Here is a 14,585-nt window from a genome sequence, read left to right as displayed (position 1 = left end):
GAAAGCCGGATGCGGGAGAACCGCATGTCCGGTTTGATGCGGCGGGGACTGGAAACGGAGACTCATCCACCGCGCCAGTCCCCGACCCTACTCGATCTCTGGATGGCCCGGACGTATCCGGGGGTCCGGTTCGAACGGTACTGCGATGACGTGGTGGTCCACTGCCGCAGCGAAGCCGAAGCGCACCGGGTGCGCGGGGCCATCGCCGGGCGGTTGGCCGAGTGTGGGGGGCTGCTGCTGCATCCCGACAAGACCCGCATCGTGTACTGCCGGGACGGGAAGAGGCGTGGCTCGTACGAACACACCTCGTTCACGTTCCTGGGGTACGGGTTTCGCGTGCGGATGGTCCGGACGAAGCGGGGAGCGTTCTTCTTCAGCTTCAACCCGGCCGTCAGCGACGAGGCCGCCAAACAGATCCGGGCGCAGATCCGCCGTTGGCGGCTGCACCTGCGAAGTGGGCAGACCCTGGAGCAGCTCGCCCGGGAGATCAACCCGGTCGTGCGGGGCTGGATTAACTACTACGGACGGTTCTTCCCGTCCGCGCTGGTCGCCAGCCTCAACCGCATCAATGACTACCTGGTGCGGTGGCTCGTGCAGAAGTACAAGCGGTTCCGCGGACGGTGGATGCGGGCGCGAGACGCCCTGGGCAAGCACGCGAGTGTGTGGCCAGGGCTCTTCGCCCACTGGAAACTCACCAAGCCCTGACCGTGAACGACTGGACGATGGGAGCCGTATGAATCGAGAGGTTCACGTACGGATCTGAGAGAGCCGGGGGGTGAAACTCCCCCCGGCTACTCGCTAAAAACACGTTGGCCGCGCACGGCCGTTCCGCTAGCGTGTGACGCGTTCGGTTCGGGGGCCGTTGGGCCACCCGAGGAGTAGAGAGCAGGAGGTGAACCCCGTGGTCGTTGTCGCCCCGATAGCTGCCCTGGGCAGTACTCGCGTTCACTTCCTTTTCCCGGCCGCAGGCTGAGCCTTCCGCGCCAGCCGTAGCCCGCCGGGACCATCTCCTCCCGAAGGGCCACTGCGTTGTTCAACGCTGCCTCCGTTCCGTCGTACTCTCCTTCCCTCTCCTCTTTCTCTTCCTCTTCCGTCGACGACTCCCCGCTGTCCCGCTACGGCTGGACGACCGAGCACGCCGAGCTGTTCGCCCCGCTCGCCGAGGCCGGGCTGCTCCCGGCCCGGATCGTCCGGGTCGACCGCGGCCAGTGCGACGCCGTCCTGGCCGACCCGGAGACGGGCGAGCTGCGCACCGTCCGTCTCGACACCCGGCCGGTGGGCGACGCCGACATGATCAACTGCCCGTGCACGGGCGACTGGGCCGCCGCGGACCTGCACGCCCGACCGATGGCCTCCGTCGTCGCGCTGCTGCCGCGCTCCACCGCGATCATCCGCAAGGTGGCCGGCAAGCGCTCCGACGGCCAGGTGCTGGCGGCCAACGTCGACACCGTCCTGATCGCCGCCTCGCTCGCGGCCGATCCCGACCTCGGGCGGATCGAGCGCTTCCTCGCCCTGGCCTGGGAGTCCGGCGCCGAACCACTGGTCGTCCTCACCAAGGCCGACCTGGTCGACGACGCCGAGTTCATCCGCGCCGACGTCGAGGCGGTAGCACCCGGCGTCACCGTGCTGGTGGTGAGCGCCGAGACGGGCGAGGGCATCGACGTGCTCCGCGCCTGCGCCCCGGGCACCACCGTGGTGATCGGCCAGTCCGGCGTCGGCAAGTCCACCCTCACCAACGCGCTCGTCGGCTCCGAGGTGATGGCCGTCCAAGAGGCCCGCTCGGTCGACCAGAAGGGCCGCCACACCACGACCACCCGCGAACTGACGGCGCTGCCCGGCGGGGGCGTGCTGATCGGCACCCCCGGGCTGCGCGAGGTCGGCCTCTACGGTGGCGAGGGGGTGGACCTGGCCTTCGCCGACATAGCCGAGCTGGCCGAGGAGTGCCGCTTCCACGACTGCAACCACCACACCGAGCCCGGGTGCGCGGTCCGGGCGGCGCTGGCCGACGGCACGCTGCCGCAGCGCCGGATGGACAGCTACCTCAAGCTCCAGCGCGAGAACGAGTGGATCGCCTCGCGCTCGGACGCCCGGGTGGCCAAGGCCCGGCTGAACAAGTGGAAGGCGATCACCAAGTCGATGCGTGCTGCGGGAGGTCCGGTGAAGCGCTGACCTGAGCTGGTTGGACCCGACTCGCCCACGGTTTGTCCGGGGTGCGGCGGGCGCGGGCGGTCCGGACCACCCGCGCCTCTGGGCCCTTGGGGCCTCTGGATCGTCGGCGCGACCAGGCGACCTCAGCGAGCCGGGCGACCTCGACCCGGGCGACCTGGGCCCTGTGAGGCCCCGGCATGGGTAGAAGGCGGAGGGTGGAGGTGGCGGCGGGTGGGAGGGGGAGGGGGAGGGCCCCCGAACGGCGATGTCCGATTCCCGCCAGTCACCCCCCACCCGGTGCCGCAAACTGGACAACGTGATCGACGACGACATCCGGTACCGAGCCGTGGACAGCCGCGACGCCCGTTTCGACGGGGTCTTCTTCACGGCCGTCACCTCCACCGGAATCTACTGCCGACCGAGCTGCCCCGCCGTGACCCCCAAGCGCGCCAACTGCCGCTTCTACCCCAGCGCCGCTGCCGCCCAGGGCGCGGGCTTCCGCGCCTGCCGCCGCTGCCGCCCCGACTCGGTGCCGGGCTCCCCGGAGTGGAACCACCGCGCCGACCTGGTCGGTCGCGCGATGCGCCTGATCGGCGACGGCGTGGTGGACCGCGAGGGCGTCGCGGGCCTGGCCGACCGCCTCGGCTACAGCGCCCGCCAGCTGCAGCGCCAGCTCACCGCCGAGCTCGGCGCCGGCCCGATCGCCCTGGCCCGCGCCCGCCGCGCCCAGACCGCCCGCCTCCTGCTGCAGACCACTGAGCTGCCCGTCACCGACATCGCGTTCGCGGCCGGCTTCGCCTCCGTCCGCCAGTTCAACGACACCGTCCGTGAGGTCTACGACCGCACCCCGACCGGCCTGCGCGCCGAGGTCGTGGCCGGCCGCCGCACCGCGACCCCGGCCGGCGGCCTCACCCTGCGCCTCGCCTACCGCGGCGCGATCGACAGCGACCACCTGATCGACTTCCTCGCCCTGCGTGCCGTCCCCGGCGTGGAGGAGGTCGTACCCGGCGCGCGCCCCGGTGTGCGCACCTACCGGCGCACCTTCGCGCTCCCGTACGGGCACGGCATCGCCGAAGTCGACGGCCTCGCGCCGGGTGAGCCGCGCACTCGCGGCTGGCTCGACTGCCGCCTGCTGCTCGCCGACCTGCGCGACCTACCGACTGCCGTCCAGCGCCTGCGCATCCTCTTCGACCTGGACGCCGACCCGGACACCGTCGACGAGCAGCTCGGCGCCGACCCGGTGCTCGGCCCTCTGGTCCGCGAGCGTCCCGGCCTGCGCTCGCCCGGCCATGTGGACCCGCACGAGCTCGCCGTGCGCGCCGTCCTGGGCCAGCAGATCACCGTCGGTGCCGCCCGTACCCTGGCAGGCCGGCTCGCCGAGAAGTACGGCGCCGCTTTGCCCGAGCCGAGCGGCGGCCTGCGGCTGCTCTTCCCGACGGCGGCGGCCCTGGCCACCGCAGACCCGGAGGACTTCGCGATGCCCGCGGCCCGTCGCCGTGCGCTCACCGGCCTGTGTGCAGCGCTGGCCGAGGGCGTGGTCCGCCTCGACAGCGGGGCCGACCGCGAGGAGGCGGCGGCCCAGCTGCTGGCCCTGCCCGGGATCGGCCCCTGGACGGTCGGCTACCTGCGGATGCGGGCCCTCGCCGACCCCGACGTCTTCCTCCCGAGCGACGTGGGCGTCAAGCACGGCCTGACCAGGCTCGGCGCGGCCGGCGACCCGAAGTCCGCCGCCCGCGCGGCCGGGGCATGGGCCCCGTGGCGCTCCTACGCCGTCCACCGGCTGTGGGCCGGCCCCGCGAGCACCAGCACCAGTACCAGTACCGGAACGGAGAACGACCCGGCATGAGCACCACCGTCTACACCACCATGGAGAGCCCCTTCGGCCAGCTGCTGCTCAGCGGTGTGCTGCCCGAGGACGGCGGTGCGGCGGCCCTGGCCACCGTCACCGCGCCCGGCCAGAAGTACGCGCTGGCCGAGCCCGCAGACGATTGGGTGCTCGACCCCGAGGCCCTCGCCGAGCCGGTGGCCCAGCTGACCGCCTACTTCGCCGGCCGCCGCAGCACCTTCGACCTCCCGCTCGCGCCGGAGGGCACCGAGTTCCGCCGCCGGATCTGGGCCGCGCTGGACGAGGTCCCGTACGGCACGACCGTCACCTACGGCCAACTCGCCGAGCTGGCCGGGCAGGCGCCGCGCATGGTCCGGGCGGTCGGCGGCGCGGTGGGCGCCAACCCGCTGCTGATCGTCCGCCCCTGTCACCGGGTGATGGGCGCCAACGGTTCGCTCACCGGGTTCGCCGCGGGCGTGGACCGCAAGCGCTGGCTGCTGGAGCTGGAGCGCGGCAGCCTCCTGTCACCTTGACCCGGCCCTTAAGGGGCCGGGCTTGTGGGTAGGGCGCGGCTGGCTGTCGCGTGGCCTCCCACGTCTGAGAGCTGCCGTCAGGCTGGCTCTGGGAGGCATGACTGACGCCCCGCTGTCCACGCGACGGCGCCGCGAGCGGCGATGTTGCGGGAGCTGTTGTAGTCCGCGTGCATCGTGACGCCGCAGGCGTTGCACGTGAACTCTGCTTGGTTCGGCCGGTTCTTCCGGTCGATGTGTCCGCACTCGCAGCATTGCCGGCTGGTGTACGCCGGATCGACGTACACCAGCGGCACTCCGGCTCGCTTGGCCTTGTAAGCGATGAAGGCGCCGAGCTGGTGGAAGCTCCACGAGTGCAGAGAGGTCCGCTGGTCCTTGCGGAGCCGGACCCTCTCGCGGATGCTGCTCAGGCCTTCCAGAGCGGCACCGCGTGAGGTGCGTTCAGCGGTGGTGACGACGGACTTGGAGATGCGGTGGGTTGGCCTCCACCACGTGGCGGGCTTCCTTTCGGGCACGCTTCTTGAGCAGCCGCTTGGCGGACTTGGTTCCCTTGGCCTGCAACTTGCGGCGCAGATCGGTCTGGCGCTTGCGGTGTCGGTTCAGGCCACGCCCGGCGTGCCGGGTGCCGTCGCTGGTGGCGGCGATGTTGACCTACAAGGAGGCACTGACAACACCCGCCCAGACGGTGACGCAGAGGACTCCGCCGCTTTGCTGCTCCGGACCAAGGATACGATTCCTCCCGGCTCCAAAGGGTCGGGGTTCCTCGCAAGATCATGCTGAACCCGGTGAATCCGCGGTCGGCTCAACGGCCTTCCCGCCCGAGGTCGGCTGAACGGGTTTCCGAGCCGAGTTGGGCTCAACTGCGCAGATCCACCCGCCAGTTGTTGCTGCGCATGAACCGCCCGGGCGGGAACTCGAAGTCGGTCTGGCCGAGCAGGGTGAACCCGGCCTTCGCGCAGACCGCGTTGGAGGCGGGGTTGTCCACCGACGGGAACGCGTGCAGATGGCGGTGCGCGGCATCGCGCCGGGCGGCCTCGACGGCGGCCCGGGTGGCCGCGACGGCGATGCCCCGCCCCTGGTGGCCGGGCAGCACGTTCCACCCCATCTCGTGCACGGTCTCACCCTCCCACGTCCGGGTGCCGTAGCCCACCGTCCCGACCGCCTCGCCCTCGGGCAGCAGCACGATCCGGTACATGCAGCCCAGGGCGGACGGGACGAAGTCCAGGTAGCGCCGGTGCCGGTGGAGCATCTGCTCCTCGGTCTCCGGTCCGCCGACGTGCTTCTTCATCTCCGGCGTGTTGACCCGGCGCAGCAGCGCGAGGTCGGCGTCCGTCCAGGGCTCGATCTGTACTTCTACGGTGGTCATGGCGGGGACGGTAGCGCCGCCGGGCCTCGGTGACCAGCGGTTTACCGAGCGGGGCCGGTGCGCGGGCCCCGTCGGCCCGGCTCGTCGGCCCGGCTCCTGGGCCCGGCCCGTCAGCCCTGCTCCCCGCCACCGCCCGGCTGGGCCAGGGCGCGGGCGAGCTGCTCCAGCGCGGGCAGTGCGTGGACGACCGCCTCGCGGTCGGCCGGGGCGAGGGTGCCCAGGGCGGTGGCGATCCGGCGTTCGTGGGCGTGCTGCCAGTCGTCCAGCTGGCGCCGCCCGGCGGGGGTGAGTGCGATCCGGGCGGTGCGCCGGTCGCCGGGGTCGGCCTGGCGGTCGACGAACCCGGCCTCCAGTAGTTTGCCGACCAGCCCGCTGACGGTGTTGGGGGCGAGCCGCTGCCGGGCGGCCAGCTCGCCGACCCGCAGTGGCGCGGCGGCGAGCGTCTGCAGGAGCTCGACCTGCGCCATCGGCAGGGATTCCCACGGGTAGTCGGTGCGGATGCTGCTGCGCAGCGCGCGGCGCAGCCGGGTGACGGTGTCGGTCAGCTGCCGGGCGTGCTCGACCGCCGGGTCGGGGGCTTCGGTGGCGGGGTCGGGAACATGCGGTGACGACGGCATGGCGAACAGCGTATCGCCTGGTACGGGGCGTTTCCGGCGCGTCGTCCGACCCTTGGACGGGCCGCGGACGTAGGGTGGGATGTTTCGTATCGCAGGGCGATCAGCTCGTAGAAAGAACATATCTGCATCCGATATATTTGTCCCATGAACGCCACCGCCCTTGCCGCGCGTCTGCTCACCGAGCGGCCGCGGCCCCGCGGCGTAGCCGGCTGGCGCCACGCCCATTGGCTGGCCGTCGGCACGGTCTGCCTCGGCGCCTTCCTCGGCCAGCTCGACGCCAGCGTCATCGCCCTGGTCTTCCCGGCCCTCGGCCGGCACTTCGACGCGGGTTTCGCCGCCGTCGAATGGGTCGCGCTCGCCTACCTGCTGGTCCTGGTCGCCCTGCTGGCCCCGATCGGCTGGCTGTCCGACCTGGTCGGCCGCAAGACCATGTACATCGGCGGCTTCGCCGTCTTCGGCCTGTCCTCGCTGGGCGCCGGATTCGCCGGCGCTCTGTGGATCCTGGTCGCCTGCCGGGCCGTCCAGGCCGTCGGCGCCGCGATGATGCAGGCCAACAGCGTCGCCCTGGTCGCACGCGGGGTCCCGGAGCACGCGATGCGCCGCGCGCTCGGTATCCAGGCCGCCGCCCAGGGCCTCGGGCTGGCGCTCGGCCCCAGCCTCGGCGGGCTGCTGGTGGAGCACGCCTCCTGGCAGTGGGTGTTCTGGGTCAACGTGCCGATCGCCGTGTTCGGCATCGTGGCCAGCTGGTACCTGCTGCCGCGCACCCGGACCTGCGCTCCGGTGGCGGTCCCGGGACCACGCGACAGCGAGCCGCGGGCGCCCCGCTTCGACCTGCCCGGCATGCTGCTGCTCACCGGTGCGACCAGCACGCTGCTGCTCGCCCTGTCCACCGCCTCCGGCCTGCCCCTGCCCGGCTGGGCCGTCGCCGTCCTGCTGTTCGTCTCCGTCGTCCTCGCGCTGGCCCTGGTGCGCCAGGAGCGGCGGGCCGCCCGGCCGATCCTGGCGCCGGGGCTGGTGAACACCCCGGGCGTGCGGTCCGGGCTGGCGGTCGCGCTGATCGGCTACCTGCTGCTGTTCTGCCCGCTCGTGCTGGGCCCGGTGCTGCTCACCGGTGCGGGGGTGTCGACGGCCGCCGCGGGCCTGGTGGTCACCATGCTGCCGGCGGCCTTCGCGGTCGCCGCGACGGTCGGCGGCGCCCTGCTGCCCCGGGGCTGGTCGGACGTGGCCAGGTGCCGCTTCGGCGCGGGCCTCGCGGGCGCCGGGCTGCTGCTGTTCGCCGTGCTGCCGGTCTCCGGTGCGGCCGTGGCGGCCCCGCTGCTGGTCGCCGGGTACGGGCTGGGTCTGCTGCTGCCCGCCAACAACGCGCTGGTGATGCGGGCGATCCCGGCGGAGTGCTCGGCGGTCGGCGGCGGCATGGTGAACATGGCGCGCAGCCTCGGCACCGCGCTCGGCATGGCGCTGTCCGTCCTCGGCGTCCACCTGGCGGGCGCGGCGTCCGGTGGGCGGACGGTGCTGGTCGTCCTCGCGGTGGTCGCGGTGGCGGCCACCGCGCTGACCGGTCCGACTCCGGCCCGTGGGAGCCTCAGGACGGGCTGACGTTCAGGGCGTCCTGGGCCCGGTTCAGGCCGAGCCGCACCAGCGTCTCCAGGGCGTCCGCACAGCGGTCCAGCACCCCCGGCAGCGCGGCGAGTTCCTCGTCCGAGAACTTCTTCAGCACGTAGTCGCCGACGCTCTGTCCCTTGGGCGGGCGCCCGATGCCGAACCGCAGCCGGACGAAGTCGCGGGTGCCGAGCACCTCGCCCACCGAGCGCACCCCGTTGTGTCCGCCCGGCCCGCCGCCGCGCTTCAACTTGCCGGAGCCGTACGCGAAGTCCAGGTCGTCCTGGACGACCACCAGGCGCTCGACCGGCACCCCGTGGCGGCGCAGCAGGGCGGCCACCGGGCGGCCGGACAGGTTGATGAACCACAGCGGCTTGGCCAGCAGCACCCGGCGGCCGTCCACCTCGATCTCGGCGACCACGGTGGCGAGCCCGCGCCGGCGGAACCGGGCGCCGTGGCGCTCGGCCAGCCGGTCGACGGCGAGGAAGCCCGCGTTGTGCCGGGTCAGTCGGAACCACGGACCGGGGTTGCCCAGCCCGGCGATCAGCCAGGGCGCGTCAGGGGTCGGGGTCATGCGGGGGTTCTCCAGGAGTCGGGACGGCGGAAGGCCGGGGCGCGGTGCGGGCGGTACGGGACCGCCGCCGCGCCCCGGCCGTCCGGGGAACAGCAGGTTCCCCGGCTGCCCGGGGAACAGCAGTTGTCAGGACGCGGGTACGCCGGGGGCGGCGCCGCGCTCCTTGAGCATGTCGGTCATCAGCTCCATCTCGGAGGTCTGGGCGACCACCATCGACTGGGCGAGCCGCTTCTCGACGTCGTTCTTCGCCACGTCCACATAGCCCTGGGCCATCTCGACGCCGCCCTTGTGGTGCTCGATCATCAGCTGCAGGTAGTACACCTCGGCGTCCCGCCCGCTGAGCGAACGCAGCTTCGCCATCTGGGCGTTGGTGGCCATGCCGGGCATCAGCGAACCGTCGTGGGCGGCGTAGTCGTGGTCCATATTCATCCACGCCATCGGCTTGGCGGTCGAGTGCTGCGACAGCCCCCACTGGTCGAGCCAGCCCGTCATCATCCCGCGCTGGTTGGCCTGGGTGTTGATGATGTCGAAGGCCAGGGTGCGGGTCGGCTCGTCGCCGGTGCGGTCCCGGACGATGAACGACAGGTCCACCGCCTGCTGGTGGTGGGTCGCCATGTCGCGGGCGAACCCGGCCTCGGGCGAGTCGTCCGCCGGGACGGCCACCGAGGCCGTGCCGGAGGCCGACGTCCCGCTCGCCACCAGGGCCGGCACCCCGAGCGCCAGCGCCACCGCGGCGGCCAGCGCGGCCGGCCACCACAGCCGCCGGCGGCCGGGACGGGCCGCCGGCTCCCTGGTCGCGTCCGCTTCCGGCGCGTCCGTCTCCGGGGCGTCCGCCGCCGAGGCCTCCTCGGGGCGGGTCGCGTCGGCGGTCACATCTGCCCCATGGTGCAGGAGGCGCCCGGCTCCTGGGTCTGCTTGCCCTGGACGTACTTGGTGAAGAACTGGTTCACCCGCGGGTCACTGGCGCTGTCCACGATCAGCTGGGTGCTCCAGGCGTTCAGGGTGATGGTGCCCTGCTCGTCCGGGTAGGGGCTCATCAGCGAGTACGGGGTGTTCTTGACCTTGTCGGAGAGGGTCTTGATGTCCTCCGGGGTGGCCTTGCCGTTGTACGTCACCCAGACCGCGCCGTGCTCCAGCGAGTGGACGGCGCGCTCGTTCTCGACCGGCTGGTCGTAGACGTGGCCCATGCAGTCCAGCCAGACCGCGTTGTGGTCGCCGCCGACCGGCGGGGTCATCGGGTAGTTGACCTTCTCCTTGACGTGGTTGCGGCTCAGGTCGCCGAAGGTCTTCACGCCCGGGATGTCCGCGTTGGCGGCGGCCTCCCTGTCCTTCTTCTTCTGGTTCTGGTCCATGACGATCCAGGTGCCGGTGGCGATCGCGCCGATCACCAGCACACCGGCCGCCACCGAGGCGATGACCTTGTTGCGGCGGTCGCGGCGCTCCTCGGCGGCGCGCAGCGCGGCGATGCGCTCACGGCGGTCGGCGACGCCCTTGCCGCCGGGCTTGTTGGACTGCTTCGAGGCGGAACCCATGATGGTTGTCCTTGTCCCCGCCGCGCACGGCTGGTGGCGACGGCGGTCGGCTGTGGTGGGGTGGGGGGCGGACCCGCCGACGGGCAGCGTCGGCGGTGGGTTCCGCTCAGGACCGGTGGACCTGGAGTTCGTGCAGATCGGGTGCCGGGTGCGGGCCGTCCAGCAGTCCCGCGCGCACCACGCGGGGCAGCGCCTCGGGCGCCGGCGCGGTGAGCGGTGAGACGGCGGGTTGCGGTTGCGGCGGCGGGTTCGGCAGTTGCGCGTCCTGCGGGCAGAACGGGTGGCTGGAGCAGCCGTTGTCGTGCGGCGGCTGGCCGTCGGCGGTGCACAGGATCCAGTGGTCCTGCTCTGCGGCGAGCCGCTGGTGGTGCTGGGACGCCCTGGCGGCGTGGCCGGTGTGGGGAGTGGTCGCGGTGGCCTCGGCGGCGCTGACCACCGACACGGCGCTGACCGGGGCCGGCGCCGGATGGACGGGAGCGTCCAACGCGCTCGACTGGCCCGCGCAGGGCAGCGCCGTCAGCAGGGCGACCAGCAGCAGGACCAACAGCGCACCCACCGGGCGGCCCGCCGGTGCGGCCCTCCCCGGTCGGGGCGAGCTGGGGGCCGACGCGGTCATGGGCACATTTAATCAGCCGAACGGGTGAAGCGATGCCCCTCCTCGGCCCCCATTTTCGGCGGCCGATGCCCCGCAATGTCCAGGAAACGCCCTGCTCGGGGCACATCCGGCAAGCACGGACGGAACGGAAGCGGACGGCGTGCCGACGGCCCCGTGACCGCCCCGCCACCGCCGCGCCGCCGCCCCGTCGGCACCCGGCCGCGCCTCGGTGAAGCGGCTGGTGAGCGCGGTGGCCGGGATGATCCGGTCGGTGACTGGTTGTCGTCGAAACCCGGACAGCGTCGTTGCACTTGGAGACAATGACGCCAGTCCGGCCCCGCCGGGGGCGGCGCGACCACGGACCGACCAGGAGCCGCCAGATGAGCAAGCAGGGTGCACCCGCACAGCCGCCCCGGCCGGGCGACGGCTGGTGGGACACGGTCTACGACGGCCCGGCGGGCACCCTCCCCGACACCCCGCACGCCGACCCTGGCGACGGCACCGTGGACGACTGGTTCGACACGGCGGTCGGGCTGATCGGGCAGCAGCGCACGGCGGAGTCGGAGCCGGAGTCGGAGCCGGTACCGGAGGCCGTCGCGGATCCCGAGCCCGAGCCTGCGGTGGCGCGGGACAGCATCGACGACTGGTTCGACACCGCGATCGGCGTGATCGAGGGGACCGGGGGGACCGACGGGCTGGGGCGCCAGCGCACCTCGACCGAGACCCACCAGTTTCCCGCCCCGTCCTTCGCCTCCGACGCGCCCCGGGCGGAGCACGCGCCCGAGACCGAGGCTGAGGCCGTGCCCACGTCCGAGGCCGAAGAGGCCAAGCCCGAACCGGTCACCGAGCCCGAGCCCGAGGAGCCCCCCACCCCGGTCTCCCTGGAGAAGCCCGCCCCGACCCCCGCCGCCGAGCCGAAGCCCGAGCCCGCTCCCGAACCCCCGGCCGCCGAGGAACCCGCCCCCGAGCCGGAACCCGCCCCCGCCCCCGAACCCCCCGCCGTCACCAAGCCCCCCGCCCCCGAGCCCGAGCCCGACCACGCCCCCCAGCCCGACCCCGAACCCGCACCCGCGGTCCCCGACCCCCGCCTGGCCATCCGCACCCCGCGCGCCGAAGCCGACCCCGCCGTCCCGCACGTCGGCGAGCGCCCCCCGACCTACGGGCCCGAGCCCACCGCCGTAGCGGAGGCGGACCCCGGCTCGCTCGGCGCGGTCGTCCCGGACACCGCGCTGGAGGGCGCCCAGTACGGGAACACCGTGCTGCGCGCCGTCTCCGTCCGGGGCGACTCCGCCCGCTACCGGGGCGAGCCGCGCCGCGACAGCCTGCTGGTGACCAGGTTCGGCGACGGCCCCGACGGGCTGCTGCTCGCCGTCCTCGCGGGCTTCGACCGCACGGGCGGCGCAGAGGAGGGGGCACTCACCGCGGGGGCCGTCGCCGCCGCCACCGGCGAGGCCTGCCGCCAGCTCGCGGCCGCGATCGGGCGCAGCCGGGCGGGCCTGGCCGCCGATCTGCGCGACGGCGCCCGGGACCGGCTGCGCTACGGCCTGCAGCGCCTGGCCACCAGCGCCGCCGCCCCGCTGCGCGCGCTGGCGCCCCGGGCCGAGGGGGACGGCGCGCCGTCCCCGGCCTCGCTGCACTGCCTGATGCTGTCGCTGGACCCGGCGGCGGGCTACCGCGCGGCCTTCGGCGTCGGCCCGGGCGGGCTGTACCTGTTGCGCTCGGGCCACTGGATCGACGCCTACGCGGCCCGGCTGCTCCACCACCCGGACGGTCAGCCGCCGGCGCCGGACGCCCCGGTGCCGGATCCGCGCCCGTTCCGCTTCCGGCTGGTTCCGGCCACCCCCGGCGACATCCTGCTGCTCTGCACCCCGGGCCTGGCCGCCCCGGTCGCGGACGAGCCCGCCGTGGCCCACTTCCTGTCCGCCCACTGGGCGCACCCCCACCCGCCGGGCACGGTCGACTTCCTGCGCCAGGTCCAGGTCCGCGCCAAGGGCTACGCCGACGACCGTACGGCGGCCGCGGTCTGGACCGAGTGAGTGTCGGTGCCTGGGCCCGAGCCGGTGCCTCAGGCCCGCAGCAGGACGGCCGCGACCGCGGTGGCCTGGTCGAGGGCGGCGGGCCGGCCGGCGTCGGGCAGGCCGATGGCGATGGGGACGGCGAGGCCGTCGAGCAGGGAGCGCAGTTGGAGGGCGCGGTCGGCTGCGGGGCCGGGGGTGAAGTAGCCGGCGGCGGCGCCCTCCTCGATGAGGGCGACCAGGTCGGCCTGCCAGGGGGATTCGATCTCCTGCTGGCCCTGGCGGATCTCGGCGCTGGCGGGGGAGCGGCCCCACACCTCGACCCAGAGGATCCAGCGCGGGTCGCCCGGACCCTCCGGCAGGTAGAGGCGCAGGTAGGCGTCGAGGCGCTGCCAGGGGTCGCGGGCGTGGTCGGCGAGGGCCTCGCGGCGGCGGGCGCCGAGTTGGTCCTCGCTCCAGCGGAGGGTCTCCAGCAGCAGCTGGTCCTTGCTGCCGAAGTAGTAGAGCAGGTGTCCGGCGCTCATCTGGAGCTGCTTGCCGAGCCCGGCCATGGTGAGTTTGGCGAGCCCGTGTTCGGCGATCGCGGCCCGGGCGGTGGCGAAGACCTCCTCGCGGGGGCGCGCCGGCCGGCGCGGGCGGGCGTCCGCCATGTGCAGTGCTCTCCCTCGGTGGTGCGGAGCTCAGAAGGCTACCCGGGCGGGAGCGCGCGGCTCCCGCCCGGGGTGGACCTCAGAGCGCCTTCGGCTGCTGCTGGGTGATGCAGTGGATGCCGCCGCCGTTGGCGAAGATCTCCCGGGCGTCGACGAGTTCGACGGTGCGGCCCGGGTAGGCCTTGGCGAGGATGTCGGCGGCCTCCTGGTCGCGCGGGTCGGCGAAGGCGCACAGCACGACGGCGCCGTTGGCCACGTAGTGGTTGATGTAGGAGTAGTCGACCGGCTCGCCGTCCTCGTCCGACAGGACGGTGGGGGCGGGCAGTTCGATGACCTCCAGCGGGCGGCCCTGGGCGTCGGTGGCGGCGCGCAGGACGGCGACCAGCTCCCGGCAGACCTCGTGGTCCGGGTGGGACGGGTCGGGCTGGACGTGGGCGACCACGACGCCGGGGCGCACGAAGGAGGCGACGATGTCGATGTGGCCGCGGGTGCCGAACTCGTCGTAGTCGCGGGTGAGTCCGCGCGGCAGCCAGATCGCCTTGGTGGTGCCGAGGAAGGCGTGCAGCTCGGCCTCGACCTCCTCCTTGGTCCAGTCGGCGTTGCGGCCCTCGCCGAGCTGGACGGTCTCGGTGACCAGCACCGTGCCCTCGCCGTCGACGTGGATGCCGCCGCCCTCGTTGATCAGCCTGGAGGCGAAGCGCTGGACGCCCGTCAGCTCGCCGATGTGCTCGGCGATGTGCTGGTCCTTGTCCCAGCGGGCCCAGGACTGCGCGCCCCAGCCGTTGAAGATCCAGTCGGCGGCGGCGACCGAGCCCTTGCCGTCGATCAGGAAGGACGGGCCGATGTCGCGCATCCAGGCGTCGTTGAGCGGGCGCTCGACGATCTCGACCTGCTCGGAGACGTACCGGCGGGCGTCCGCCGTCTCACCGGTGTTGACGATCAGCGTCACCGGCTCGTAGCGGACGATGGTGTCGGCGACGGCGGCCCAGGCCTCGCGGGCCGCGTGCAGCTGCTCGGGGCCGTCGAAGGTGGGGTTGGTGGTCGGGAAGGCCATCCAGGTGCGGTCGTGGGGGTGCCACTCGGCGGGCATCCGGTAGCCGAGGGAGGCGGGCGTGGGGGTGGTCATCATCGGGT

The 14,585-nt window shown here is 73.5% G+C and carries 15 protein-coding genes; 6 read left to right on the top strand and 9 right to left on the bottom strand.

Annotated elements, in window-relative coordinates; translation table 11 throughout:
- The 4 genes from ACFQ87_RS28025 to ACFQ87_RS28010 all read left to right on the top strand — a co-directional run.
- On the top strand, positions 1–705 hold a 705-nt coding region (locus ACFQ87_RS28025; protein WP_380613610.1), incomplete at its 5' end, for a group II intron maturase-specific domain-containing protein.
- A gap of 324 nt (positions 706–1,029) precedes the next feature.
- Positions 1,030–2,169, top strand: a complete 1,140-nt coding sequence (gene rsgA, locus ACFQ87_RS28020) for a ribosome small subunit-dependent GTPase A (RefSeq protein ID WP_380613609.1) — start codon at positions 1,030–1,032, stop codon at positions 2,167–2,169.
- Between the two features lie 244 nt (positions 2,170–2,413).
- The gene (locus ACFQ87_RS28015; protein ID WP_380613608.1) at positions 2,414–3,994 is read left to right on the top strand and encodes a DNA-3-methyladenine glycosylase 2 family protein; all 1,581 of its coding nucleotides are present in this window, start codon (positions 2,414–2,416) and stop codon (positions 3,992–3,994) included.
- Complete coding sequence (locus ACFQ87_RS28010; protein WP_380613607.1) at positions 3,991–4,506, top strand: methylated-DNA--[protein]-cysteine S-methyltransferase; 516 nt, start codon at positions 3,991–3,993, stop codon at positions 4,504–4,506. The genes ACFQ87_RS28015 and ACFQ87_RS28010 overlap by 4 nt, the downstream gene beginning before the upstream one ends.
- Before the next feature lie 77 nt (positions 4,507–4,583).
- Here the strand turns inward: ACFQ87_RS28010 and ACFQ87_RS28005 are convergent, their stop codons facing one another.
- The 3 genes from ACFQ87_RS28005 to ACFQ87_RS27995 all read right to left on the bottom strand — a co-directional run bounded on the left by ACFQ87_RS28005 (position 4,584) and on the right by ACFQ87_RS27995 (position 6,486).
- Entirely contained in the window at positions 4,584–5,018 is a 435-nt protein-coding gene (locus tag ACFQ87_RS28005; RefSeq protein WP_380613606.1) for an RNA-guided endonuclease InsQ/TnpB family protein, read from the bottom strand.
- 341 nt (positions 5,019–5,359) lie between these two features.
- Positions 5,360–5,869 (bottom strand): GNAT family N-acetyltransferase, encoded by a 510-nt coding sequence (locus ACFQ87_RS28000; RefSeq protein ID WP_380613605.1) that lies wholly within the window; start codon positions 5,867–5,869, stop codon positions 5,360–5,362.
- A 110-nt stretch (positions 5,870–5,979) separates the two neighbouring features.
- Complete coding sequence (locus tag ACFQ87_RS27995) at positions 5,980–6,486, bottom strand: MarR family winged helix-turn-helix transcriptional regulator (protein WP_380613604.1); 507 nt, start codon at positions 6,484–6,486, stop codon at positions 5,980–5,982.
- A 144-nt stretch (positions 6,487–6,630) separates the two neighbouring features.
- Between ACFQ87_RS27995 and ACFQ87_RS27990 the strand changes: the two genes are divergently transcribed.
- Positions 6,631–8,082 (top strand): MFS transporter, encoded by a 1,452-nt coding sequence (locus ACFQ87_RS27990; protein WP_380613603.1) that lies wholly within the window; start codon positions 6,631–6,633, stop codon positions 8,080–8,082.
- Here the strand turns inward: ACFQ87_RS27990 and pth are convergent.
- The 4 genes from pth to ACFQ87_RS27970 all read right to left on the bottom strand — a co-directional run bounded on the left by pth (position 8,069) and on the right by ACFQ87_RS27970 (position 10,807).
- Positions 8,069–8,659 (bottom strand): aminoacyl-tRNA hydrolase, encoded by a 591-nt coding sequence (pth, locus tag ACFQ87_RS27985; RefSeq protein WP_380613602.1) that lies wholly within the window; start codon positions 8,657–8,659, stop codon positions 8,069–8,071. The genes ACFQ87_RS27990 and pth overlap by 14 nt on opposite strands.
- Before the next feature lie 126 nt (positions 8,660–8,785).
- On the bottom strand, positions 8,786–9,418 hold the full coding sequence (locus ACFQ87_RS27980) for a DUF305 domain-containing protein (protein WP_380613612.1): 633 nt from the start codon (positions 9,416–9,418) through the stop codon (positions 8,786–8,788).
- A 110-nt stretch (positions 9,419–9,528) separates the two neighbouring features.
- Positions 9,529–10,191, bottom strand: a complete 663-nt coding sequence (locus ACFQ87_RS27975; RefSeq protein ID WP_380613601.1) for a DUF3105 domain-containing protein — start codon at positions 10,189–10,191, stop codon at positions 9,529–9,531.
- A 106-nt stretch (positions 10,192–10,297) separates the two neighbouring features.
- Complete coding sequence (locus ACFQ87_RS27970) at positions 10,298–10,807, bottom strand: hypothetical protein (RefSeq protein WP_380613600.1); 510 nt, start codon at positions 10,805–10,807, stop codon at positions 10,298–10,300.
- 359 nt (positions 10,808–11,166) lie between these two features.
- Here ACFQ87_RS27970 and ACFQ87_RS27965 point away from each other — a divergent pair, with 359 nt between their 5' ends.
- Positions 11,167–12,822 (top strand): protein phosphatase 2C domain-containing protein, encoded by a 1,656-nt coding sequence (locus tag ACFQ87_RS27965; RefSeq protein WP_380613599.1) that lies wholly within the window; start codon positions 11,167–11,169, stop codon positions 12,820–12,822.
- A gap of 29 nt (positions 12,823–12,851) precedes the next feature.
- Here ACFQ87_RS27965 and ACFQ87_RS27960 read toward each other — a convergent pair whose 3' ends face one another.
- On the bottom strand, positions 12,852–13,451 hold the full coding sequence (locus tag ACFQ87_RS27960) for a TetR/AcrR family transcriptional regulator (RefSeq protein WP_380613598.1): 600 nt from the start codon (positions 13,449–13,451) through the stop codon (positions 12,852–12,854).
- Positions 13,452–13,530: 79 nt separating this feature from the next.
- On the bottom strand, positions 13,531–14,580 hold the full coding sequence (locus ACFQ87_RS27955) for an agmatine/peptidylarginine deiminase (protein ID WP_380613597.1): 1,050 nt from the start codon (positions 14,578–14,580) through the stop codon (positions 13,531–13,533).
- Positions 14,581–14,585 lie beyond the last annotated feature (5 nt).

Source organism: Kitasatospora sp. NPDC056531, from assembly GCF_042794375.1.
Taxonomy (GTDB): Bacteria; Actinomycetota; Actinomycetes; order Streptomycetales; family Streptomycetaceae; genus Kitasatospora.
The sequence above is the reverse complement of the archived record's forward strand: the minus strand, read 5'-3'. Positions and strand labels throughout refer to the sequence as shown.